The sequence below is a fragment of the Pseudomonas marginalis genome (genome assembly GCF_900105325.1).
Classification (GTDB): Bacteria; Pseudomonadota; Gammaproteobacteria; order Pseudomonadales; family Pseudomonadaceae; genus Aquipseudomonas; species Aquipseudomonas marginalis.
Map to the genome: position 1 here is coordinate 633,815 of NZ_FNSU01000004.1, position 24,175 is coordinate 657,989.

Annotated in this window: 18 protein-coding genes and 1 pseudogene; 11 read left to right on the top strand and 8 right to left on the bottom strand. The window is 63.2% G+C overall.

Annotated features, from left to right (window positions below; translation table 11 throughout):
* The first annotated feature begins 7 nt into the window (after window positions 1-7).
* Both speA and BLW22_RS33435 read left to right on the top strand, forming a co-directional pair.
* Entirely contained in the window at window positions 8-1,921 is a 1,914-nt protein-coding gene (speA, locus tag BLW22_RS33430) for an arginine decarboxylase (RefSeq protein WP_065925556.1), read from the top strand.
* Between the two features lie 155 nt (window positions 1,922-2,076).
* A pseudogene (locus BLW22_RS33435) lies at window positions 2,077-2,665 on the top strand (alpha/beta hydrolase); the annotation flags it as partial.
* 424 nt (window positions 2,666-3,089) lie between these two features.
* On the opposite strand, the gene BLW22_RS33445 reads toward BLW22_RS33435, so the two are convergent.
* Window positions 3,090-4,427 (bottom strand): MATE family efflux transporter, encoded by a 1,338-nt coding sequence (locus BLW22_RS33445; protein ID WP_065925554.1) that lies wholly within the window; start codon window positions 4,425-4,427, stop codon window positions 3,090-3,092.
* A gap of 213 nt (window positions 4,428-4,640) precedes the next feature.
* Here BLW22_RS33445 and BLW22_RS33450 point away from each other — a divergent pair, with 213 nt between their 5' ends.
* Window positions 4,641-9,536 (top strand): alpha-2-macroglobulin, encoded by a 4,896-nt coding sequence (locus BLW22_RS33450; RefSeq protein ID WP_074848661.1) that lies wholly within the window; start codon window positions 4,641-4,643, stop codon window positions 9,534-9,536.
* 138 nt (window positions 9,537-9,674) lie between these two features.
* Here BLW22_RS33450 and BLW22_RS33455 read toward each other — a convergent pair whose 3' ends face one another.
* Window positions 9,675-9,968, bottom strand: coding sequence for a hypothetical protein (locus tag BLW22_RS33455; protein WP_027607987.1), 294 nt, complete (start codon window positions 9,966-9,968; stop codon window positions 9,675-9,677).
* Between the two features lie 90 nt (window positions 9,969-10,058).
* Here BLW22_RS33455 and pbpC point away from each other — a divergent pair, with 90 nt between their 5' ends.
* From pbpC to BLW22_RS33485, 6 genes are all read left to right on the top strand, one after another.
* Complete coding sequence (pbpC, locus tag BLW22_RS33460; RefSeq protein WP_074848664.1) at window positions 10,059-12,389, top strand: peptidoglycan glycosyltransferase PbpC; 2,331 nt, start codon at window positions 10,059-10,061, stop codon at window positions 12,387-12,389.
* A gap of 96 nt (window positions 12,390-12,485) precedes the next feature.
* Window positions 12,486-12,794: a MazG-like family protein gene (locus BLW22_RS33465; RefSeq protein ID WP_058423592.1), complete on the top strand. Its 309-nt coding sequence runs from the start codon at window positions 12,486-12,488 to the stop codon at window positions 12,792-12,794.
* On the top strand, window positions 12,787-13,536 hold the full coding sequence (locus BLW22_RS33470) for a methyltransferase (protein WP_027607984.1): 750 nt from the start codon (window positions 12,787-12,789) through the stop codon (window positions 13,534-13,536). Before BLW22_RS33465 ends, BLW22_RS33470 begins: the two co-directional genes overlap by 8 nt.
* Before the next feature lie 24 nt (window positions 13,537-13,560).
* The gene (locus BLW22_RS33475; RefSeq protein ID WP_027607983.1) at window positions 13,561-14,163 is read left to right on the top strand and encodes a DUF4136 domain-containing protein; all 603 of its coding nucleotides are present in this window, start codon (window positions 13,561-13,563) and stop codon (window positions 14,161-14,163) included.
* A 44-nt stretch (window positions 14,164-14,207) separates the two neighbouring features.
* Window positions 14,208-14,765: a DUF4136 domain-containing protein gene (locus BLW22_RS33480; protein ID WP_065925550.1), complete on the top strand. Its 558-nt coding sequence runs from the start codon at window positions 14,208-14,210 to the stop codon at window positions 14,763-14,765.
* Window positions 14,766-14,850: 85 nt separating this feature from the next.
* Window positions 14,851-16,800: a pilus assembly protein TadG-related protein gene (locus tag BLW22_RS33485; RefSeq protein ID WP_074848665.1), complete on the top strand. Its 1,950-nt coding sequence runs from the start codon at window positions 14,851-14,853 to the stop codon at window positions 16,798-16,800.
* Here the strand turns inward: BLW22_RS33485 and BLW22_RS33490 are convergent.
* Together BLW22_RS33490 and BLW22_RS33495 are read right to left on the bottom strand one after the other, a co-directional pair.
* Window positions 16,785-19,523, bottom strand: coding sequence for a PAS domain-containing sensor histidine kinase (locus tag BLW22_RS33490; protein WP_074848667.1), 2,739 nt, complete (start codon window positions 19,521-19,523; stop codon window positions 16,785-16,787). The genes BLW22_RS33485 and BLW22_RS33490 overlap by 16 nt on opposite strands.
* Complete coding sequence (locus BLW22_RS33495; protein WP_065925547.1) at window positions 19,520-19,963, bottom strand: TadE/TadG family type IV pilus assembly protein; 444 nt, start codon at window positions 19,961-19,963, stop codon at window positions 19,520-19,522. Before BLW22_RS33495 ends, BLW22_RS33490 begins: the two co-directional genes overlap by 4 nt.
* Before the next feature lie 72 nt (window positions 19,964-20,035).
* Between BLW22_RS33495 and BLW22_RS33500 the strand changes: the two genes are divergently transcribed.
* Window positions 20,036-20,485, top strand: coding sequence for a prepilin peptidase (locus BLW22_RS33500; RefSeq protein ID WP_074848669.1), 450 nt, complete (start codon window positions 20,036-20,038; stop codon window positions 20,483-20,485).
* Between the two features lie 127 nt (window positions 20,486-20,612).
* Window positions 20,613-21,392, top strand: coding sequence for a response regulator transcription factor (locus tag BLW22_RS33505; protein WP_065947172.1), 780 nt, complete (start codon window positions 20,613-20,615; stop codon window positions 21,390-21,392).
* A gap of 10 nt (window positions 21,393-21,402) precedes the next feature.
* On the opposite strand, the gene BLW22_RS33510 is transcribed toward BLW22_RS33505, so the two are convergent.
* Genes BLW22_RS33510 through BLW22_RS33525 form a run of 4 tightly spaced genes read right to left on the bottom strand, consistent with a single transcriptional unit; the run spans window position 21,403 to window position 24,166 of the window.
* Complete coding sequence (locus BLW22_RS33510) at window positions 21,403-21,663, bottom strand: DUF3613 domain-containing protein (RefSeq protein WP_027607976.1); 261 nt, start codon at window positions 21,661-21,663, stop codon at window positions 21,403-21,405.
* Between the two features lie 10 nt (window positions 21,664-21,673).
* Window positions 21,674-22,384, bottom strand: coding sequence for a tetratricopeptide repeat protein (locus tag BLW22_RS33515; RefSeq protein WP_074848671.1), 711 nt, complete (start codon window positions 22,382-22,384; stop codon window positions 21,674-21,676).
* Between the two features lie 11 nt (window positions 22,385-22,395).
* Window positions 22,396-23,283, bottom strand: a complete 888-nt coding sequence (locus BLW22_RS33520; protein WP_027607974.1) for a type II secretion system F family protein — start codon at window positions 23,281-23,283, stop codon at window positions 22,396-22,398.
* A gap of 1 nt (window position 23,284) precedes the next feature.
* Window positions 23,285-24,166, bottom strand: a complete 882-nt coding sequence (locus tag BLW22_RS33525; protein WP_074848673.1) for a type II secretion system F family protein — start codon at window positions 24,164-24,166, stop codon at window positions 23,285-23,287.
* Window positions 24,167-24,175: the final 9 nt, after the last annotated feature.

Genomic DNA, 24,175 nt, shown 5'->3' on the forward strand with positions numbered 1-24,175 from the left:
GACTTCGATGTCCGTACGACGCACACGCAAAGACGATGGCAGCCAATGGACAGTTGCGGACAGCCGCAGTGTTTACGGGATTCGCCATTGGGGGGCCGGGTATTTCGCGATCAATGATGCCGGTCGCGTTGAAGTCCGTCCGAACGGCCCGAACAGCACACCCGTCGACCTCTACGAGCAAGTGGACGAGCTGCGCAAGAGCGGCCTTTCCCTGCCGCTGCTGGTGCGTTTTCCCGACATCCTGCAAGACCGTGTACGCCAGCTGACCGGCGCTTTCGATGCCAACATCGAGCGCCTGGAGTACCAGAGCAAGTACACCGCACTGTACCCGATCAAGGTGAACCAGCAGGAAGCGGTGATCGAGAACATCATCGCCACCCAGAATGTTTCCATCGGCCTCGAAGCCGGCTCCAAGCCTGAGCTGCTGGCCGTGCTGGCCCTGGCGCCGAAGGGCGGCACCATCGTCTGCAACGGTTACAAGGACCGCGAGTTCATCCGCCTGGCGCTGATGGGCCAGAAGCTCGGCCACAACGTATTTATCGTGATCGAGAAAGAATCCGAGGTTGAACTGGTGATCGAAGAGGCCGCCAGCCTCAAAGTCAAGCCACAGGTGGGCCTGCGCGTGCGCCTGTCTTCCCTGGCGTCGAGCAAGTGGGCGGACACCGGTGGCGAGAAGTCCAAGTTCGGGTTGTCGGCGGCGCAACTGCTGTCGGTGGTCGAGCGCTTCCGCGCGGCGGGCCTGGACCAGGGCATCCGCCTGCTGCACTTCCACATGGGTTCGCAGATCGCCAACTTGGCCGACTACCAGCACGGGTTCAAGGAAGCCATTCGTTACTACGGCGAACTGCGCAACCTCGGCCTGCCGGTGGATCACATCGACGTCGGCGGTGGCCTGGGCGTGGACTACGACGGTACTCACTCGCGTAACGCCAGCTCGATCAACTACGACATGGACGACTACGCCGGTGTGGTCGTGGGCATGCTCAAGGAATTCTGCGACGCGCAGAGCCTGCCGCACCCGAATATCTTCTCTGAAAGTGGCCGCTCCCTGACCGCGCACCACGCCATGCTGGTGGTGCAGGTGACCGACGTCGAGAAACACAACGACGAAATCCCGACCATCGAAAACAAGGAAAGCCTGCCGGAAACCGTGCAGTGGCTGGTAGACCTGCTGGGCCCGACCGACATCGAGATGGTCACCGAAACCTACTGGCGCGCCACCCACTACATGAGCGACGTGGCCACCCAGTACGCCGACGGCAAACTGACCCTGGCCGAAAAAGCCCTGGCCGAACAGTGCTACTTCGCCGTGTGCCGCCGCCTGCACAACTCGCTGAAAGCCCGCCAGCGCTCGCACCGCCAGGTGCTGGACGAACTCAACGACAAGCTGGCCGACAAGTACATCTGCAACTTCTCGGTGTTCCAGAGCCTGCCGGACACCTGGGCCATCGGCCAGGTATTGCCGATCCTGCCGCTGCACCGCCTCGACGAAGAGCCGCTGCGCCGCGCCGTGCTGCAAGACCTGACCTGCGACTCCGACGGCAAGATCAAGCAATACGTCGACGAGCAGAGCATCGAGACCAGCTTGCCGGTGCACGCCTTGAACGAAGGCGAAGACTACCTGCTGGGCATCTTCCTGGTCGGCGCCTACCAGGAAATCCTTGGCGACATGCACAACCTGTTCGGTGACACCGACTCGGTGAACATCTACCAGCGCGAAGACGGTTCGGTGTACAGCGCCGGGATCGAGACCCACGACACCATCGAAGACATGCTGCGCTATGTGCACTTGTCGCCGGAGGAGTTGATGACGCACTACCGTGACAAGTGTGCGAGCGCGAAGATCTCCGCGTCGGAACGTACCCAGTTCCTTGATGCCTTGCGCCTTGGGTTGACGCGGTCGTCGTACTTGTCCTCGTAAGCTGAGCTGACACACATCCAACTGTGGAAGGGGCGGTGCGACGATTCGACAAGCCCGCTCACCACAGAGTTATGTGTCAGCCTTTAAGAGTTGTGTAGATACCTATGGCCATCGGGGGCATGCCCACCCCACATTTGGAACACTGCTATTGCTGAGGTTTTGTGGCGGTGATCGCCGATTACTGGCTGTACCCGCAGGTGCGTTACCCCGCGTTTCTCCAGGATGGCGCCCAGGCCGTTGCGTGGGCGGTCAACCACAGCGCTGAATACGGTGCAGATCCCAAGCAGCTTTACGTGATGGGCCATAGCTCTGGCGCCTATAACGCCGCGATGCTCGCGCTGGATGGGCGTTGGCTCAAGGCAGTGGGCTTGGCGCCGTCGATCTTCAAAGGCTGGATCGGCCTGGCCGGGCCTTATGACTTCTTGCCGATTGAAAACCAGGACGTGCGCCCGGTGTTCTTCTTCCCCGACTCACCGCCGGAGTCGCAGCCGATCAACCATGTCAGCCATGATGCACCGCCAAGCCTGTTGATTGCCTCGACCGATGACACGCTCGTCAACCCCACCCGCAACACGGGTGGGTTGGCGAAAAAACTGCGGGAAGCGGGGGGGGCCGGTCGAGGTGTTTTATTTCACCCGAACCCGCCACGCGACAGTGGTCGCGTCCATCGCCAAGCCGTTGCGCTGGCTGGCGCCGGTGCTGGATCGGGTGACGGGGTTTATCGAGTCCACCGCCGGGCGGTGAGCTGACAAGGCGTTGGCTCAGGTCAATTGAGTTCGAGGCAATGTGCGACTGCGCACCGGCCTGGGTTGTATCTCATGACTATTCGGTCAATAGTTCCCACGCTGTTAACACGCATTATTGTGATATTTGCGCTGTTTATTTCCAGGTCAATCGACGTTGCGGGGGCAAGCTGATGCATCTCAGTCCCTTGCGCTACCACGAGTGCGAACGCTGTTTTGTTTTCGATCCGTTGTATCCCGGCGATGTTGTTGGGCCCTTGCCCATTGGTGCATCCGACTAGGGTTGCCAATGTGCAGATCGCAGCAACCCACAGGGTTTTTGTGATGTTCATATCCGACTCTCCATGCATATATGAAAGGGTAGATCCCTGACCATTCAACGCTTGGAATGTCGGTTTGTAACCTGTCAGAACTAACAGGTAGGGTCAGTTGAACCATTGGTCCTGGCGTTTGAGCCGCCAGGCGATGACGCCCAAGGTCAGGCTGCGCAACGTCATGAACAGCAGGAAAGTGATCCACAGTCCGTGATTGCCCAAGCCTTGCAACGCCCAGGCAAACGGCAGTGTTAGCAATAACGTCAGCAGCATCCCATTGCGCATTTCCCGTGCACGGGTGGCACCGATAAACAGGCCGTCCAGCAGGTAACTCCCCACCGCAATCAACGGCAGCAGCGCCAGATACGGCAGGTAGATATCGGCGGTGTCGCGCACGCTGGGGATGTCGGTCTGCATGGCGATAAACAGGTGCCCGGCAACCGTGAATAACAGCGCGAAACCGACGCTTGCGATCAGCGACCACCCACCTGCAACTACCAATGAACGGCGCAGTGAGTGGCGGTCGCGGGCGCCGATGGCGTGGCCGCACAGGGCCTCGACTGCGTGGGCCAGACCGTCCAGTGCATGGGCCGTCAGCAGCAGGCCGTTGAGCAGCAGGGCGTTGGCGGCCACGGTCGCATCCCCCAATCGCGCGCCTTGCACGGTGATCATGAAAAACACCGACTGCAGCGCCAGGCTGCGGATAAAGATGTCGCGGTTCACCGCCAGCAACGGGCGCCAGCTTTGCCACCGTTTCAACGCGGCCCAGGCGATATGCCCGGGGTAGGCGCGCAGGGCTTTTTGCGTGAGGGCAAGGCCGAGGAGGGCGCCGGTCCATTCGGCGATCACCGATGCGCGGGCCGAGCCGACCACGCCCCAGTCCAGGCCCAGTACAAACCACAGGTTCAGGGCGATGTTGACCAGGTTGGTGGTCAACAGGATTGCCAATGGCGCCCGGGCGTTTTGCGTGCCGAGGAACCAGCCCACCAGCGCGTAGCTGGCCAGGGCGGCGGGGAGGCCGAACAGACGGGTATGGAAGAACTCGCGGGTCAGTTGATTGAGTTCGGGGGAAGGCTGCATCCATTCCAGGGCCAGATGGCTCAGCGGAATGCCGACGGTCCCCAGCACCATCGCCAACCCCAGCGCCAGCAGCAAGCCTTGCAGCAGGATTTGCCGCAGTGCCGCACCGTCCTTGCGCCCGGCGGCCTGGGCGGCGAAACCGGTGGAACCCATGCGCAGAAAACCCATGGCCCAGGCGAGGAAGGTATACAAGCTGGCACCGACGGCCACGGCGCCCAGTTGGTGGGCGTGGGGCAGGTGGCCGATGACCATGCTGTCGACCAACGCCACCAGCGGCACCGAAATGTTCGACAGGATCATCGGCGCAGCCAAAGCCCATACGCGGCGATGGGTAGGGCGGTCGCGCCAGTCGGTGAGTAAGGTGGACATGCAGGCTCCTTGGGGGAGCGGCATTGTAACCGGCCATTGGCAACGCAACAGGGTCAATGTGGCATGGGGCCCAATGTCCGTGGGATTTGGCTGGGACTTGAGACCGTTGAGAACCAACTCACCCTCCGTCGGTCAATGTGACCAGCGCCACATCGGCTTGGCCGGCGCTGATATATAGTTCACCCCTCGGTTCCCTCTGACTACGAGTGCCCCATGCTTAACAAAGGATTGTTCCTGGCCTGCGCGCTGGCCCTGCTGAGCGCCTGCGATTCTTCCGATAAACCGGCAGCACCGCCTGCGCCCACCGTGGCGGCAGCGCCGAAACCGGCCAAGGCGGCGGTGGATGTGGCGGCGCTGAAGCAGCGCTATGCCGGGCGTGAGTTGAGTGTGGTGGACGTGTCCGAGGTGCAGTTGGACGGGGCCAGCACCTTGTCGGTGAGTTTTTCCATTCCGTTGGATCCGGAGCAGAAGTTTGCCGACAAACTCCATCTGGTCGACAGCAAGTCCGGCAAGGTCGATGGCGCCTGGGAGCTGTCCGATAACCTGATGGAACTGCGCCTGCGCCACCTGGAGCCCCAGCGCAAACTGGTGCTGACGGTGGATGCCGGGGTGAAGGCGGTCAACGCCAACACGCTCGCCGCCGAGTACATCGCGCGCCTGGAAACCCGTGACCTGCAAGCCACCGTCGGCTTCGCCAGCCGTGGCACATTGTTGCCGACGCGCCTGGCCGAAGGCCTGCCGGTGATCGCGCTGAACGTCGACAAGATCGACGTTGAATTCTTCCGGATCAAGCCCGAATCCCTGCCGTCGTTCCTGGCACAGTGGGGGCGCAATACCAGCCTGCAAAGTTATGAATCCCGCGAACTGCTGCCGCTGGCCGACCTGGTCTACGGCGGCCGTTTCGACCTGAACCCGGCGCGCAATACCCGTGAAACCCTGCTGCTGCCGATCGCCGGCCTCAAGCAATTGCAGCAACCGGGCGTGTACCTGGCGGTGATGCGCGCTTCGGGCACCTACAACTATTCGCAACCGGCCACGCTGTTTACCTTGAGCGATATCGGCCTGTCGGTGCACCGCTACGCCAATCGCCTGGATGTGTTTACCCAGGCGCTGGAAGGTGGCAAGGCGTTGGATGGCGTCGACCTTGAAGTGCTCGATGCCGACGGCCGTGTGCTGGGCCAGGGCAAGACCGAGAAGGGCGGCCACGCTGAGTTGCCGTTGCCGAAAAAGGCCCAGGTGCTGCTGGCCAAACAGGGTGAGCAGACCAGTCTGCTGCGCCTGGACAGTGCCGCGCTGGATCTGGCCGAGTTCGATATCGGCGGCCAACCTTCCCATCCGTTGCAATTCTTTGTGTTCGGCCCGCGCGACCTGTATCGCCCCGGCGAAACCGTGCTGCTCAACGCCCTGCTGCGGGACAAGGACGGCAACGCGGTCAAGCCGCAACCGGTGAGCGTCGAAGTGCGTCGCCCGGACGAACAGGTGAGCCGCAAGTTTGTCTGGGATGCCGATGCCTCGGGCCTCTACCAATATCAACTGCAACTGGCCGGCGAAGCACCGACCGGCCGCTGGCAGTTGGTGTTCGACCTGGGCGATGGCAAGCCGCAGCTGTATGAGTTCCTCGTCGAAGACTTCCTGCCCGAGCGCCTGGCGCTGGAACTCAGGGGCAGCGACACGGCATTGAGCCCGGCGGATAACCCGGTGATCAAGGTCAACGGTCGCTACCTCTACGGTGCGCCGGCGTCGGGCAACCGCGTCAGCGGGCAAGTCTATGTGCGCCCCCTGCGCGAAGCGGTCAAGTCGCTGCCGGGCTATCAATTCGGATCCGTCACCGAAGAGGAACTGAGCCAGGACTTCGAGCTGGACGAAAGCGTGCTCGACGCCAAGGGCCAGGAAGAACTGACCCTGGAAAGCAAATGGGCGGAGGCCAAATCTCCCCTGCAACTGATCGTGCAAGCCAGCCTGCACGAGTCGGGCGGACGGCCGATCACCCGGCGCCTGGTGCAGCCGATCTGGCCGGCCGAGCAACTGCCGGGCCTGCGTGGCCTGTTTGACGGCAAGGAAACCAATGGCGACGGCCCGGCGGAATTCGAAGTGCTGCTGGCCAACCAGGACGGGCAGAAACTCGCCGCGCAAAACCTCAAGGTCCGCCTGGTACGCGAGCGCCGTGACTACTACTGGAACTACTCCGACAGCGATGGCTGGAGCTATCACTACAACGAGAAATTCCTAAACCTCGATGAACAGACCCTGAGCATCAAGGCCGGCGATACTGCCAAGGTCAGCTTCCAGGTGGAGTGGGGCCCGTACCGCGTCGAGGTCGAAGACCCGCAGACCGGCCTGGTCAGCAGCCTGCGCTTCTGGGCCGGCTACCAGGCCCAGGACAACACCGAAGGCGGCGCCGTGCGGCCCGATCAGGTCAAGCTGGCGCTGGATAAACCCGCCTATGGCGACGGCGACACCGCCAACGTCACGGTCACGCCGCCGGCTGCCGGTAAAGGCTACCTGCTGGTGGAATCCGCCGAAGGGCCGCTGTGGTGGCAGGAAATCGACGTGCCGGCCGAAGGTAAAAGCTTTGCCGTGAAGCTTGATCCGAAATGGTCGCGCCATGACCTGTACGTCAGCGCCCTGGTGGTTCGTCCCGGCGAGCGCAAAGCCAATATCACTCCCAAGCGCGCGGTAGGCCTGCTGCATCTGCCGCTGGATCGCACCCAGCGCAAGCTTGGCGTGACCCTGGCCGCGCCGGAAAAAATGCGCCCCAAACAACCGCTGACGGTGAAGGTCGACGCCAAAAACGCCGATGGCAGCGTGCCGAAACAGGTGCACGTGCTGGTGGCGGCGGTGGACGTGGGCATCCTCAATATCACCGAATATCCGACGCCGGACCCGTACTCCAGCCTGTTCGGCCGCAAGGCCTATGGCGTGGACCAGTTCGATATCTACGGCCAGTTGATCGAAGCCGGGCAGGGCCGCCTGGCCAGCCTGGCCTTTGGGGGCGACGCCGCGCTGGCCAAGGGCGGCAAGCGTCCGGACACCAGTGTGACCATCGTCGCCCTGCAAAGCGCACCGGTGACCTTGAATGAGCAGGGCGAGGGTGAAGTCAGCGTCAACATCCCCGACTTCAACGGCGAATTGCGCCTGATGGCCCAGGCCTGGAGCGATGACCGCTACGGCATGGCCGAAGGCAAGACCTTGATCGCCGCGCCGCTGGTGGCCGAGCTATCGGCACCGCGCTTCCTCGCCGGCGGTGACCAGACGACGTTGGCCCTGGACCTGTCCAACCTGTCGGGCAAGGCGCAGAAACTCGATCTGCAACTGAGTGCCGAAGGGCAATTGGAGCTGGTCAACAGCGGCGCGCAAAGCGTCGAGCTCAAGCAAGGCCAGCGCACCACCCTGCGTATCCCGGTGAAAGCCTGGGGTGGCTTGGGTCAAGGCAAGGTGAAGGTCACGGTCAATGGCCTGGACCTGCCCGGTGAGAACCTGCCGCCGTTCAGCCGCGAATGGACCCTGGGCGTGCGCCCGGCCTACCCGGCGTTGCTCAAGCATTACCGCGCGGTGCTCAAGGGCGAGCCGTGGAGCTTGCCCGCCGGCGCATTGGATCAATTCGATGCCTCTGGGCGTGAGGCGCTGCTGAGCCTGTCGAGCCGGCCGCCGCTGAACCTGGGTGCGCAGATCTCGGCGCTCAAGGCCTACCCGTATGGGTGCCTGGAGCAGACCGCCAGTGGTCTGTACCCGTCGCTGTACGCCGACGACGCGCTGCTCAAGCGTTTGAGCATCAAGGGCGAGCCGGATGCCGAGCGCAAACGCAAGATCGAGCTGGGCATCGAACGCCTGCTGGGCATGCAGCGCTACAACGGCAGCTTCGGTTTGTGGGGCGCCGATGGCGAAGAGGAATATTGGCTGACGGCTTATGTCACCGACTTCCTGTTGCGTGCCCGTGACCAGGGCTTCGCTGTACCACCCGAAGCGCTGAAAAAAGCCAGCGAGCGCCTGCTGCGCTATGTGCAGGAGCGCAACCTGATCGAAGTCGACTACAGCGACAACGCTGACCACACGCGCTTTGCCGTGCAGGCCTACGCCGGCATGGTACTGGCGCGCAGTCAGCAGGCGCCGTTGGGGGCGCTGCGCAGTATTTTCGAGCGACGCAGCGACGCGCGTTCCGGGTTGCCGTTGGTGCAGTTGTCCATCGCATTACAGAAGATGGGTGACCAGCCCCGTGCGGATCAAGCCTTGCTGGCCGGCCTGGCAGCGCAACGCAGCGCCAAGGAATGGCTGGCCGACTACGGCAGCCCGCTGCGCGATCAGGCGATGATCCTGGCATTGCTGGAAGAAAACGACTTGGCCAAGGGCAAGCGTGAGGAGCGCTTGTTTAGCCTGTCCGATCAGTTGGCGGCCAGCCCGTACCTGTCGACCCAGGAGCGCAATTCGCTGTTCCTGGCCGGGCGCCTGGGGTTCGCCCAGCCCGAGTCTGCCTGGAAGGTCCTGCTCAATGGCAGCGGTGGGGAACATGAGCTGAACAATCAACAGTCGACGCTGGACCTGGAAGGCAAGCTGCTTTCTGGCGATCTGAACCTGACCAATCAGGGCGATGTGCCGGTCTACCAGCAACTGACGATCTCGGGTTATCCCCAGGTGCCACCGGCACCGGGTGGCGACAACCTGAGCATCCGCCGGGAATACCTGGGCATGAATGGCCAACCGCTGAACCTGCGCAACCTCAATAGCGGCGACCTGGTGCTGGTGCACCTGGCCGTGAGCGCCAGGCAGCGCGTGCCGGATGCCTTGGTGGTCGATCTGTTGCCTGCTGGCTTGGAGCTGGAAAACCAGAACCTGGCACAAAGTGCCGCCAGCCTGGAAAACGCCAGCAGCCAGGTGAAGGAGTGGCGTGAGTCGATGCAGAACGCGGCGCTCAAGCATCAGGAGTTTCGTGATGACCGTTACGTGGCGGCCATCAACCTTGACGGCGATGGCACCACGCACTTGCTGTACCTGGCCCGTGCCGTGACACCGGGCACTTACCGCGTGCCACCGCCGCAGGTGGAGTCGATGTATCGGCCGAACTGGCAGGCGGTGGGGGAGACGCCGGCGGATCTGGTGATCAAGGGACGCTGAAATTTGACGGTTGATCACTGTAGGAGCGGGCTTGCCCGCGAAGAACGCAAGGGCACCGCGTTTATTCCGGATGTCAGCGTTATCGTTGACGTCCTTCGCGAGCAAGCTCGCTCCTACAGTGGCTGGGTGTTTTTGGGTTCAGTGGACGACCCAACTGAGCAGCCACAGGCCAAGTATCAGCCAGATCACCCCGAAGATGATCGAAGCGCGCATGAAGGCGCGTACGGCTGAGTACAGAAACAGCAGGCCGACGATCAGGGTGAGGATGCTGATGATCGAGGTGTCCATGCCCAATGTGCGTGACAGGCCTTCGACAAAGTTGCCGCCGGCGTGGGTCAAGGCTCCGAACAATCCGCTGAGCCCGTCGACGATAAAGCGGATGACGGAACCGAGCGCCTGGCCCAACCATTCGAAAAAGCTTTCTACCTGCATATGTGTGTCCTGATAAGAAGGTGGGCGTATCTGTGCCTTTGGTTGTTATTGCAACAGGCTAGTTCCCTACAAGCATAGAGGTTTGCCCGCTTGAATTTGCGTTTACTTGTCCGCTGGACCCTGGCGAGCCTGGTCTTGATGATTGCCCTGCTGTGGCTGGCCGATCGTATCTGGCCGTTGCCGTTGCCCAGGGACGACCTGGCGCGGGTAGTGCTGGCCGAGGATGGCACGCCGTTGTGGCGGTTTGCCGATGCCAACGGTGTGTGGCGTTACCCGGTGCAAACCAGCGAAGTGTCGCCGTATTACCTCGATGCACTGCTCACCTACGAAGACCGCTGGTTCTATCAGCATCCCGGTGTTAACCCGTTGGCGCTGGTGCGGGCGACGTGGCAGAACCTGACGGGCGCGCGGGTGGTGTCGGGTGGCAGTACGTTGTCGATGCAGGTGGCGCGTCTGCTGGATCCTCACTCGCGGACCTTCCACGGCAAGTTGCGCCAACTGTGGCGCACGGCGCAGTTGGAGTGGCACCTGTCCAAGGAACAGATTCTCAACCTGTACCTGAACCGCGCACCGTTCGGCGGCACGTTGCAGGGCGTGGCGGCCGCCAGTTGGGCGTACCTGGGCAAGTCCCCGGCGCAACTGACCCACGCCGAAGCCGCTTTGCTCGCGGTATTGCCCCAGGCGCCGAGCCGCCTGCGCCCGGATCGCCACCCGCAGCGCGCCCAGGAGGCCCGCGACAAAGTACTGCGCCGCCTCGCCGAGTTCCAGGTGTGGCCACAAGCGGCCGTCGACGAAGCGCTGCAGGAGCCGTTGCTGCTCGCCCCGCGCCTGGAGCCGAGCCTGGCACCGCTGCTTGCCCGCCGCCTTAACCGTCCGGGCAGCCCGCCGCTGATTCGCACCACGCTGGATGCCACCCTGCAACGCCGTCTTGAAGACCTGTTGTTGGGCTGGCGTGCGCGGTTGCCGGAATACACCTCGGCCGCGATCCTGGTGGTGGAAGAAGAAAACATGGCCGTGCGCGCTTACCTGGGGTCAGTGGACATCAACGACGCTAAGCGCTTTGGCCATGTGGACATGATCAGCGCGCTGCGTTCGCCGGGCTCTACCTTGAAGCCGTTCCTGTATGGCATGGCCCTGGACGAGGGCCTGATTCACTCCGAATCGCTGCTGCAGGATGTGCCCCGGCGTTATGGTGATTATCGCCCGGGCAACTTTTCCATGGGCTTTACCGGCGCAGTGCCGGCGAGCACGGCGCTGTCCAGTTCGCTGAACCTGCCGGCGGTGCAGTTGCTGGAAGCCTACGGGCCCAAGCGGTTTGCCGCGCAGATGCGCATCGGCGGCGTGCCATTGGCCCTGCCGGCGTTGGCCGAGCCCAACCTGGCGCTGATCCTCGGCGGCGCGGGCAGCCGCCTGGAGGATCTGGTCAGCGGCTACAGCGCCTTTGCCCGCGACGGCAGGAGCGCCACCCTTCGATTACAGCCGGACGATACGCTGAGAGAGCGGCCCTTGCTGTCGCCAGGGTCCGCCTGGATTATTCGGCGCATCCTCAGTGGCCAGGCGCGGCCTGATCGCGACCCGCGTGCCGAGCTGGTGCAGCGCCCGGTCCTGGCCTGGAAAACCGGGACCAGCTACGGTTTTCGCGATGCCTGGGCGATTGGCGTGGGGCCGCGCTATTTGATCGGTGTGTGGATCGGTCGCCCGGACGGCACGCCGGTGCCGGGGCAGTTCGGTTTGGCCTCGGCGGCGCCGCTGATGTTGCAGGTGCATGACGTGCTGACCAATCGCGACAGCCAGCGCGGCATCAGCGCGCAGGTGGTGGCGGTGCCGACCAATGTCGGCGTGGCGGCGATCTGTTGGCCGCTGGGCCAGCCCATGAACCGCAGCGATCCGAATTGCCGCCGCCAGCGCTTTGCCTGGACCCTGGACAACACCACGCCGCCGACCTTGCAGGCGCTGGATCAGCCGTTGAGTGTGGGCTTGATGGAAAGCGTCTGGGTCAACGCCAAGGGCTTGAGGGTGGATGCCCATTGCCCTGGCGCTGTGTCTAAAAATATCGCCTTGTGGCCCGCGCCCCTGGAGCCATGGTTGCCCAGGATCGAGCGCCGTGAAGCGCGGATTCCCGCCGCCGACCCCGATTGCCCGCCACCGGCGCTGGCGGCGTCTTCGCCGCTGTCGATTGTCGGCGTGCGCGAAGGCGACCAACTGCGCCTGCCCGCCGCCAGCCAGCAAACCCTGCGCCTCAAGCTTTCCGCCCTGGGCGGCAGCGGCCGGCGCTGGTGGTTCCTCAACGGCGCCCCCCTGGGCGACAGTGCCAACCAGGACAGCATCAATGCCAGTTTCGAGCGCTTGGGCCGCTACCAACTCAGCGTCCTCGACGAAGCCGGCCAGACCGCCCGGCTCGAATTCAGCGTGGTGGATTAGGGCCTCATCAGGGGGCAAGTCGAATCGTCGCACCGCCGCTATTCACTTGCCTTCACTCTCCATCCCCCTGAAGCTATACCCATTCAGGAGCCCCCCATGAACCTCGAACACCTCACCGAACGTCTGCACCGCATCCGCGATACCAACGACTGGAAGCCATTCCACAGCCCGAAGAACCTGGCCATGGCCGCCAGCGTGGAAATGGCCGAACTGGTGGAAATCTTCCAGTGGCTCACCGAAGACCAGTCCCGCCAGTTACCCGCCGACAAACTTGCCCACGCCGGCCAGGAAGTGGGCGATATCGTGCTGTACCTGCTGTTGCTGTGCAGCGAGCTGGGCCTGGACATGAACGAGGTGGTGCGCGCCAAACTGGCCGACAGCGAGCGGCGGTTTGCCCATGAGTGACCGGCATTTCGACCAGTTGGCCACGCGCTTCGCCGAGAAAATCTACGGCGGCGCAAAAGGCGCGATTCGCCTGGCAGTGCTCCAGGCCGACCTGGCTGAGGCCCTGCCGGAGCGCCCGTTACGCGTGCTGGATATCGGCGCGGGCCTGGGGCATATGTCGCTGTGGCTGGCCGAACGCGGCCATCAGGTGACCCTGGCCGAACCCGCCGAGCCGATGCTCGAGGGCGCGCGCCAACGCTTCGCCGAGGCCGGGCAGGACGCCACCTTTATCCACGCGCCGTGGCAAGACTTGCTCGGCCAGCTCACCGAGCCCTACGACCTGGTGCTTTGCCACGCCGTGCTGGAATGGCTGGCCGAACCCCACGGGATCCTGCCGGTGCTGCATCAGCTGACGCTGCCCGGTGGCTGGCTGTCGCTGGCGTTCTACAACCGCGATGCACTGATTTATCGCAACCTGCTCAAAGGCCATTTCCGCAAGATGCGCAAGAACGACATGGCCGGCGAAAAGCAGAGCCTGACCCCACAACAGCCCCTCGACCCGCGGGAATTGGCGGCGCAACTCGAAGGGCTTTGGCAGGTCGAAAGCCAAAGTGGCGTGCGGGTATTCCACGACTATATGCCGGTGGAATTCCAGGCCCGCGCCGACTTGAAGGACCTTGTAGAGATGGAGCTCGCTCACCGTCGTCACCCAAGCTTTGCCGGACTTGGGCGTTATTTGCACTGGATCTGCCGTCCGGTATAAGCGGCCCAGTCTGCGGAGGTCGAAATGCGTCGTCTCTGTTTGATCCTGTTATCCCTCGGGCTGGGCGCCTGCTCCAGCCCCAACCCTTATGTGGCGGCTTCTGCGCCCATGCCACCGGCGCCCGCGCAGGCGGCCACGACCTTCGACGCCAGCGCCTACCCGGCACCGGTGCGCGACTATGGCGCCTACCGCAATTGGGCCTGGCGCAACGGCCAGCTCCCGGCCGGCACGGCCTGGGCGGACTCGGCGCAGGTCGCCGAAGCGGTCAGCGGTGCCCTCGACCAGCGCGGCCTGCGGCCCTTGCACGACAACCGCCCGGCGGACCTGCTGGTGAGCGCCGATGTACGCCTGGAGAAGCGTCTCAAGCAGGTCCAGGACGATTACGGCTACGGATACGGCGGCTATAACCGCTACGGCCCGGGCTACGGCATGTACAACTCGGTGCCGATCGTGCGCACCTATGAAGTTCAAGTGGTGGTGGTGCGGGTTAATCTGTTCGACGCCCGCAGCGGCCAGCCGGTGTGGAGTGCCAGCGCGGAAACCGGCAGCCAGGGCAGCCTCAGCGAGCGTGCGGATGCGTTGCGCCAGGCCGTGCAGAAGGCGATGACCGCCTATCCTCCGAGTTAACAGCTATTCTCATCTAAAGCCCGGTCCCTTGTTGGAGATCAACCATGTTTCGTCGTATCGCTACGCTAGCTTTTGTTGTGCTGCTGGGCGGTTGCCAGACCAGCCAGGTCAACCACGATTTTGATGCCAGCCGCGACTTCGGCGCCTACCGCAACTGGGCCTGGAAAGACCCGGCGCTGCAATACCGCCCCGATGATCCGCGGATCAAGAGCGACCTCACCGAACAACGCATCCGCCAGGCCGTGGGTGAACAGCTTGACCAGCGCGGCCTGCGCCCGGCAGCCGCAGGCACCCGGGCTGACCTGAACGTGCAGGCCTACCTGATCGTCGAAGACCGCCAGCAACAAGTCACCACCAACTATGGCGGCGCCTGGGGTGGCCCGTGGAACGGCTATTGGGGCGCGCCGATGTACAACGAAACACGCAACATCACCTACAAGGTGGCGACCATCCAGATCGACCTGCTCGACGGCAAGGACGGCAAGCTGGTGTGGCGCGGCAGTGATGAACAGATGATGAGCAGCACGCCCAACCCCCAGGATCGTAATAACGCGATTCGCACGACGGTGACCCGCATCCTCTCCAGCTACCCACCGCACTGACCGTTTGTAGCGACCGGCCGGCGCACCTGCCAAGCCTTGTCTACACTCCACCGCAACACGGAGAGTAAGCGCTAAGGAGTGCCTGATGTCTCCCCGACTCGGTTGCAGGCAGCGTGGTGCGATTGGCTTGATGGCAGCGGGCACCCTGGCGTTAGCGCTGGTGTTCCTGCTGCTGGCGGTGGACAGCGGCCGCCTCTACCTGGAAAAGCGCAAGCTGCAGTCCATTGCCGACACCGCCGCCCTGGAGGCCGCCGGGCGTGGTGGCCTGTGCAGCCCGACCACCAGCGCCAACGACTATGCCGTGCAGAACGCCGCGCGCAATGGCTTCACCGTGGTTGCCGGCGACAGCAGTCGTGGCCTGGCCGTGACCTGCGGCACATTGACGACCAATGCCGGCAACATCCGCGTATTCAGCGCCGACGCCAGCAAAAACGAGGCCATTCGGGTAGTGGCGACGCGCAGCGTAGTAACCAGCGTCGCCACCGGTATCTGGAATATGTTCAGCGGTACGCCGGCGTCCACCCAGATGACCCTGGCTGCCAGCGCCGTGGCCGCGTACGCGCCGCCAGTGGCGCAACTGACGATTCGCAGCAGCCTGGCGACGGTGGATTCGGCGAAGTCCCCGCTATTGAACATGGTCATTGGCAACCTGTTGGGCGGCAGCCTGTCGCTGACGGCGGCGGGCTGGAATGGCTTGCTGGCGACGAACCTCAACCTGCTCGGCTACCTGGACCAGTTGGCGATTGAGCTGAACGTGACGGCGGGTGACTACGATGCGCTGCTCAACACCGCCGTATCCGCCAACCAGCTGATCGATGCCGCGGTAAAGGTGCTGCAAAAAAACGGAGCGGTGGCGACGGCGGTCATCAACGATGTGATTTCATTGAAAGCCATCGCGCCCAATACCCAGCTGCTGAAAGTCGCAGACCTGCTGAAGGTTGCCAGCGGAACACCGGCCGCGGCGCTGAATACCAACGTGCAGTTGTTTCAATTGCTGGAGGCCGTGGCGCAGCTGTCCAATAGCAAGGGTGCGGTGAGTGCGGCCGCTCAGGTGAATATTCCCCTGGTGGGCAATGTCTCGATCCAGACCAAAGTCATCGAGCCGCCGCAATTGTCGGCCATCGGTAATCCGGCGAAGGCCAAGGCGGGGCTTCTGAATAACCCGCAGACGGATCAGATTGTTGTCCGAACCGCGCAAGTGCGCACATTGGTTACGGTGGATGCGCCGATCATCAAGCTGGTGTCGGGGGTTTCATCAATCCTGACCGGGTTGGCGACACCGGTGTCGAAGGTGGTCGGCGGCCTGTTGAACCTGAATATCCCGGCAGTGGTGGGCGGCGTGTTGTGCCTGGTGGCGTGTAACGTCACCGACGTGGATATCACACAATCACTGTCCATCTACATCGAGGCGGCCAGTGCGCAGAGTCAAGTCACGGACTACAGCTGTGCCACGCCGGCCACAAAGTCGCTAACGGTGCAGGCCACCACCGCCATGGCTACCTTGGGCGTGGGCTATGTCGACCCTGCCACCGCGTTTTCATCATCGGCGCCAGTCACCGTGCAGCCGGTCAGGCTGATCGATTTTGGCCAGCGCTACTGCATTGTGCTGTCGCTGATATGCGGCACGCGTACAGCGGGTGTAGGCGGTGGTTTGAATGTGAAGGCGTTGTCTACCGTGGCAGCGCAGACCAGCTCGTTGCTGTTTTTACCGGTCGCCGATATGAATGCCGCGCCGACCTACAAAAGTCCAACCGGCACCGCCAATATCGTCAATAGCCTGGGAGCAACCCTGAGCGGCCTGCAGGTTACCTACGTACCGCCCAGCGGCAGCACACCCGGTGCGGCGAACGGCACTGTTACGACGGCCCTGGCTACCATCACCAGCGCGGTGGTCACCCTTGTCCAGGACGTCCTGTCACCGCTGCTCGACCCCATTGTCAACACGCTGCTCCCGGCCCTGGGCATCAACCTGGGCAACGCCGAAGTCGGCGCCAACCTGACGTGTCAGATGGGCCGCGCCTACCTGGTGATCTGAACCACCGGCAGTTCCACACAAAACCGTGCGCCTTCCTCGCCATTGATCACGCTCAAGCGCCCACCCATGTTTTCCACGATCCCGTAGCTTACCGACAGCCCCAGGCCGGTCCCCACCCCAATCGGCTTGGTGGTAAAAAACGGCTCGAAAATCCTCTCCAATAATCGTGGGTCGATGCCGCCACCGTTGTCCTCGACCCAGATGCGCACATGCCGGCTGTCGTGCTCGCAGTGCAGTGCAATCCAGGGGCGCAATTGCGCGGCTGTTTCGCGCTGGCTCAATAGCGCATCGCGGGCGTTGACCATCAGGTTGATCAACACCTGCTCAAGCTGGTCGACATGACCTTTGACCTGCACCCTGAAGTCTGCAGGTGTGATGCGCAGGTCCACGCCTTTGCCGCGCAGGCCCTCACTCAGCAGCGATATGGTCCCTTCCACGGCTTGCACTGGGTCGAACGGTTGCTGTTCGATTTCCGAACGGCGGCCAAACACGCGCATATGGTCCACCACCCTCGCCGCGCGTTGCACTTGGGTGTCGATGCGCTTGAGTTTTTCGGTGAGGTAGTCGATCTGCGCGTCGCCGTTGGCCAGGCGCTTGAGCACATTGACGATCGCCATGCGCATCACGTTCAGCGGCTGGTTGATCTCATGGGCCAGGCCCGTGGCCATTTCGCCGAGGGTCGCCATCTTGGCGCTCTGGGTCAGTTGCTGCTGGGAGCGACGCACTTCGGTGTTGTCGCGGCCCACGGCCTGCACCTCCACCAGTTGACCTTGTTCATCAAACACACCACGGTCGGACCATACCCACCAGGCATGTTCGCGCCCGGGCAGCTGCAGGCTGATTTCGGCGGTGCTCACCGGAAACTCGGGGGTCAGTCGGCAGATGCGTTGGATAAATGCCTGGCGCTGTTCATCCGACAGCCACGCGTCCAATTGCCGCCCCGGCAGTTGCGCGGGCAAGCACTCCAGGTAGTTGGCCAGCGGCGTGTTGCCAAACGTCAGGGTCAGGTCCGGGCGATAACGGCAGATCATTGCCGGCGAGTCTTCCACCAGGATGCGGTAGCGCTCTTCGCTCTGCCTGACCTGTTCGGCGGCCAGGGTCGCGTCGGTCACATCGAGCCATAGCCCCACGGCCTCCACCGGCAGGCCCAAGTCATCGCGCAGCAGCTTGGCCTCGTCGAGCAGCCAATGGTAGTCGCCGCGGGTGTCGCGCACCCGGTAGCGGCTGCGTACATTCCCTTCGCGTAGTAATTGACGGGTGCGTTGGAAGTACAACTCACGGTCTTCGGGATGGATCAACGAGGCCAGGCCGTCATGGCTGCAATCGGCCAGGCTCCAGCCCAGCAGCGGCAACAGGCTGTCGCTGAAAAACGCCGGGTGCAGCGCGCCGCCGACATAGCGCTGCACGTAGATCACCGCCGGTGAACTGGCGATCAGGTTATCCAGGCGTGCATGGGCGGCGGCGGCTTGCAGTTGCTGGTTCTTGATGTCGCTGATGTTGAGCATGAAACCGACCCAGCGCCGGTTGTCGCCCACGCCCAGTACCTGGCCCTGCACGCGATACCAGATGGGCGTGTGGTCCGCGTCACTGCCTGGCAGGCGCACGCTGGTCAGCAGGGGTTTGTCCAGTGCCTGCAGGTCTTGCAGGTGGCTGAGCAGTTCCTGGCGATCAGCGGGGTGGATCAGCTCCAGCCAGAGGGCCAGTGCCTGGCGCGTGGCGCCGTGTTCCTGGCCCAGGCTATGCAGCAACTGGGGGGCGAGCTGGATCTCCTGGGTGGCGGGCAGCAGTTCCCACCAGCCGGTGCCGAGCAGTTCTTGCAGGGCCTCCATGCGCTCCAGTTGCTGATGGCTGCGTTGTTCGCGCAGGCGGTTCAGCAGCGGGGCGGCGAGTGCGGCGGTGAGGTCCAGCCAGTCACGTTCGCGGGTGTGCGGTTCGCCGCCGTAGAAACCGCAGAGCAACCAGGCTGCCACGCCCTGGCTGTCACGGTAGGGCACCAGCAAACCGTCGATATCGCCGAAAATGCTCTGCAGGCGGGGGTTGTCAATGCGCCCGTGGGCCAGGCTCAGGAGCGCGTTGCCGTTGACACTGTCCAGGCTGGCCCCCAGATGTTGGCCGGTTTGCCACAAGCCCGGGGCGTCGTGAGCGGTGTATTGGCTGTAGATCCGCCAACCCTGGTTGGCTTCATCGAGCAATGCCAGGGCCACACAGGGGATACGCCAGCGTTGGGCCAGGCTGCGCAGTTGCTCGTTGAACGTCTCGGGCAGGCGACTCAGGCTGCACACTCGCAACTGTTCGCTCATCCTGCAGGCGAGTTGGTGGTTCTGCTCGCGCTGTTCAGCCAGGTGGCGGCCGGCGAGCAAGTCGCCGATGTCCAGCAGGTGCAGCACCCAGCGGTCGCCCTCCGGCTCGACCCAGCCACGGGTGGGCAGGACCTGGCCGGCAGAGCCCTGGAAGTCCAGGTCCAGGGTATGGCGTTGCCAGTCGGCAGGGCTGCCTTCGATACTCAAGGCGCTGCTGGCGCACAGCAACTCCCGCAGCAGCGGCCGTGCTTCACCCGCGACGGGCATGGCGAGTTGCGAACGCAGTGTGCCGCTGATGTCCACCACATGACCTTGATGATCCAATAACACGCGCAGCCCTGCCGCAGGGACAGTGGGCGCCTCGAAGGCCTGGGTGCCGACACGGCCCCGCAGGCGCTCGAAGAAATTATTCCCCGCAGTCAAAACTGAAGACTCGAGCTGGCCGAAAGGTTGGTCGGCAGGTTCGGTACAGTGCCAATGCCTGGCACCACCAGCGCCGGGAATACGGAGTAGAGGTTGGAGGAGGGGTATTTGATCGTGACAGTCAGCGTGGTGCCGGTGTAGGTGGCGCTGATGAAGGACGGCTGGAACTGGAAGTTGGCGGGGATCCAGCTCAATTGCGCCGCTACCGCATCTTTCGCCCGCTGGGTGACAAGGGTGGGGTAAGCCGATCCAGCCGCAACCGGGTCTACCGCCATGGCCTGGCGCACGGCCTCGGCCGCTGCCTGGTTGAACGACTGCATCAACAGCAGCGGCAGGCTGAAGCTGATCAAGCCATAGAACACCGCAAAAAAGATCCCGAAGACCAAGGCGAACTCGATCGCCGCAGCCCCTTTTTGCTTTGCCGGCAGGCCTGTTTTCATGACTGCGTCTACCCTGACGTCTACGACTCGATATCAGCATAGAATCATTCAGCGAAAAGGAACGTTTTTTACGTGATTCATGGCGTAGTGATAGTGATCTGGCTGGGAGTCTGTGCGGTGCAGGATATTCGCCGGCGACAGATCGCCAATGGCTTGACCCTGGGCGTGGCGTTGCTGGCGCTGTTATACCTGTTGTGCACAGGTGCCACCTGGCTGGGCGCGCCGGCGAGCGCCGGTCTCTTGGCGTTTGCCCTGGCGCTGCTGTTGACCCTGCCGGGCTATTCGCTGGACCGCTTCGGTGCGGGCGACGTGAAGCTGCTCGCGGCGCTGGGCCTGGCCACCACGGTGGATCATGTGTTGTGGTCCCTGATCGGTGCCGCCATCACCCTGGTCGGCTGGTTGGTCGTTCGTCAACAGCTCGGCCCGCGCGCTGCTGATCGGGTGCAAGGCCCGCCTGCCAAGCAGCCTTTCGCCGCGTTTTTATTCGCGGGTTTTGTGCTGTATGGGGTATGGACCCTTTAGTCGCACAATGCCTCTATTGCTATGTACAGAGTCGGAAAGTAGGTCTACGTTTATGGAACGGATGTATAGGATTTTTCGTCCAAACGGATAGGTCAGTCTTTTTGGCTTGCCAGGCATGGAGTCGCGTGTGAACAAGCTGAAATCGGCTGTAAAAGTGCTGGTGGTCGATGACCAACCGCTGATCGTTGAGGAGCTTTGCGAGTTCCTCGAAAGCAGTGGCTACCACTGCGTCCCGTGCGAATCCAGCCGCCAGGCCTTGCAGCGTTTCAGCGAGGACGCCGAGGTCGGCCTGGTGCTGTGTGACCTGCACATGCCGGACATGGATGGGATCGAGCTGGTGCAGTCGATGCAGAAGATCGCCGGCAAGCAGCGTGCGTTCGAGGCCATCATGCTCACCGGGCGTGCCGACAAACAGGACGTGATCAAGGCCCTGCGCGCGGGCATCTCGGATTACTACCAGAAGCCGATCAACCTAGATGAGTTGCTCGAGGGCCTGCAGCGCCAGGAAGCGGCGCTGGAAGAGCGGCAAAAGGAGCTGCAACTGGGGCACTTGAACCAGAAACTGCAGTACCTTTCCGAATCCATCAATGACTTGTACCAGGACCTCGACAAGGTACGGCGCGGCCCGCTGCAGGAGGCTGACGGCGAGGGGCGGCAAGACGCCGGAGCGGCGCAGGTTCCATCCATCTTCAACCAGCTGTCACCCCGTCAGATGGAGGTGGCGTGGCTGGTAGGCAAGGGCCAGACCAATTACCAGATCGCCTGCGAATTGGGCATCACCGAAAACACCGTCAAGCTGTATGTGTCCCAGGTGTTGCGCCTGACCCATATGCACAACCGCACCCAGCTGGCGCTCGCGTTGTCGCCAAGCCACTCGCCGATGCGCCAGCAGGTGAGTGCGCACTGACGCACGGCGTTCATTGGCTCTTGCCGCCCGCCTCCGACTTGGTTTCAAAGAACTCCGGAATCGGGTGCTTGTGACTGTCCAGCCAACGCTGCAATGCCTGCTCCTTTTCTGCCGGGGTGGTGCTCTGCGGTGTCGGCGAGGCTGCCCGCCCATCGACCTGCAACGCCATCCAGTTTTCCGTTTCGGCCTGCTGCGGGGACGAAGGCCCCGGTGGAATAGCCGAGGCGCTCAATGGCAGCAGCGCCAGACACACAACGTAATGGGCTTTCATCATCGACTCCTTACTTGATACTCACCGGCAGGGCATCGGCGGCCGTTGCGACGTTGCGCGCGGTCCTGGCTGAGTGCTTGAGCCGGGCCGCGCGGGCCTGTGCCTCGGTGACCTGGCCGGGGTTCAAGCCCAGCTGGCTGACCACTCTGGCCGCTTGCCCCCAGTCATCCTGATAAATCAGCAAGGTCACCAGGTTGACCGCTGCCAGCGTGTCGCCCTGTTTGAGCTCGATAGCCGTCATGAACTCAAAGCGCGCGTCTTCCAGGCGCAATTGGTTGAGGTACACCACGCCCAGGTCATTGCGGATTTTTTCATCGGTGGGCGCCAGGCGCGCGGCCCTTTGCAGGTGAGCCATCGCCTGTGGGTGGTCGCCCTTGGCCGCTGCCAGTTGCCCCAGCCCATGTTCGCCTTCGGCGGTCATGCAAGTACCCAGCAGGCTGCGATACAAGGGTTCGGCCTCACTGCGGCCCAGCAAGCGAAAGTTACGGGCCTGGCGCTGGCGCACCTGGGGCAAGCTGTCGGGCAGGTTCTGCAGGTTGGCCAGGCTGGCGTGCAGCTTGCCCTCGTTGGCCAGGTCATCGGACAGGTTCAGCGTCAGTTCCTGCTCCGCACTGGGTTTGGCGCAACTGCCCGGCGCGGTCAACGCGGCCCATGGGGTGTGGCCGTTGGTGGCGCATCCGCCGAGCATCAGCAGGGTCAGGCCGGCAATCAGTGGTTTCATCAAGGTGGTCCTCAGAATTGGCTCAAGGCGCGGGCGATGCCGATAAAGGCGGGGCCGCCGAGCACGATCAGCAAGGCGGGAAACAGGAACACCATCATCACCACCGACATTTTGGCCGACATTTTCGAGATGTATTCCTGCATGCGGGTCAGGCGCCGGTCGTCGAGCAATTGCTTGAGCGTCAGCAGGGATTTCATCGCGCCACCCCCCTGCTGGATCAATTGCTGGAGGATGATGCAGGTGTCGGTGAACTCATCCACCTCCAATATGCGCGCGGTCTTGCCCAGTTCTTCGCTCAGTTCCAGGCCGGAGTCGACGCGTGCCAGGATCAGGCGCAATTCGTGGGTCAGGTCTGGAAGCAAGCGCTGGGCTTCGTTGGCCATCACGCGCAGGGATTGTTCAATCGCCATGCCCGACTCGAACAGGATGCGCAGCAGCGGAATGAAGGTTGAGATTTCCTTGGCGATGCGCTGCTGGCGGAATTTGGCGGCAGCGGCGAGCACGCGTTTTGGCAACAGGTAGCCGATGCCCAGGGCGACCGCCGGGGCAATCCAGGCGGGACTGGCGTGAGGGAAAAGTAGTTGCTGGCCGAGCAGGGTCAGGCCCATCGCCGCGACAGGCACGCCGATCTGGAAGGCGGCAAACAGCGAGCGCTGGCTGGCCTTGCGCCAACCGACCCGGTTGAGCAGGACCTGGGTCTCGTTATCCAGGCTGACTGAGCGCTGGGCCAGCGTGCTTGCGCCCAGTTGGCGCATGAACGTGCCAAGTTTGTCATCGCTGGCGCTGCGCCCTTGCAAGCGCTCAACGACCCGGCGATCACGACGGCGATGTTCGAGCCATTGCCCGCCCACCAGTACCATGGCGGCGAGTGCCAGCAACAGGCTGACCATCAGGGCCATCTCACACACTCCTCAGCATGCGCCACATGGCAAAGGTGCCCGTCAGGTCCATCGCCAGTGCGCCGAACAGCAGGGAGCGCCCCGTGTCGTCGTTCCACATGGTCATCAAGTAGCCAGGGTTGACCAGGATGAAGTAGCCCACGATCAGGATCGGCAAACCGCCCAGCACGTAGGCCGTCATGCGGGTCTCGCCCGTCATCGCCTTGAGTTGCCGGGCGCCCTGGTCCCGCTCGCGGATCATCTTGATCAGGTTTTCCAGCAGTTCGCTGGCGTTGCCGCCGTAGCGGTGGTTGACCTTCAGGCCAAGGGCGAACAGGCGGAACTCGTCCTGTTCGTAGAATTCAGCGAAGTCGCTGGCCGAATCCGGCAGGCTCACCCCCAGGCGCACGTTGCGCTGCATGCGGCCCATGGCGTGCTTGAGCGGGTTTTCCACACTCTCGATACCGCCCAATACCGCGTCGGCCAGGGTGCGGCCGGATTTGAGGCTGCGTACGCTATGGTCCAACAGCTGCGGCAGTTGCTCGACCATGCGTTGCACCCGCTGCTGGTAACGCCAGGCGATATACGCACGCAATGCCAGGGGCGGGCCCAGGGCCATCAACACCAGGCCCAGCCAGTCGGCGACCAAGTAGCCCAGCAGGGCGCCGACCACCCACGCGCTCAGCCACAGGCCGAGGCGTTCCTTGGGTTTGCCCAGCCCGGCGCGCAGAAACATGCGCTCAAGGCCGGTCCAGGTGCCGGGCTGCTCCTGGGCCTCGGGTTGGCCATCGCCGAGGCGCTCCAGCACGCGACTGGTCCGGGCCTTGCGCAGGCCATGCTGAAACAGCCAGAACGACAGACCGATCAGCAATAGGCAAACCAGCAGCAATACAGGTCCTGTCATCAGGCGCTC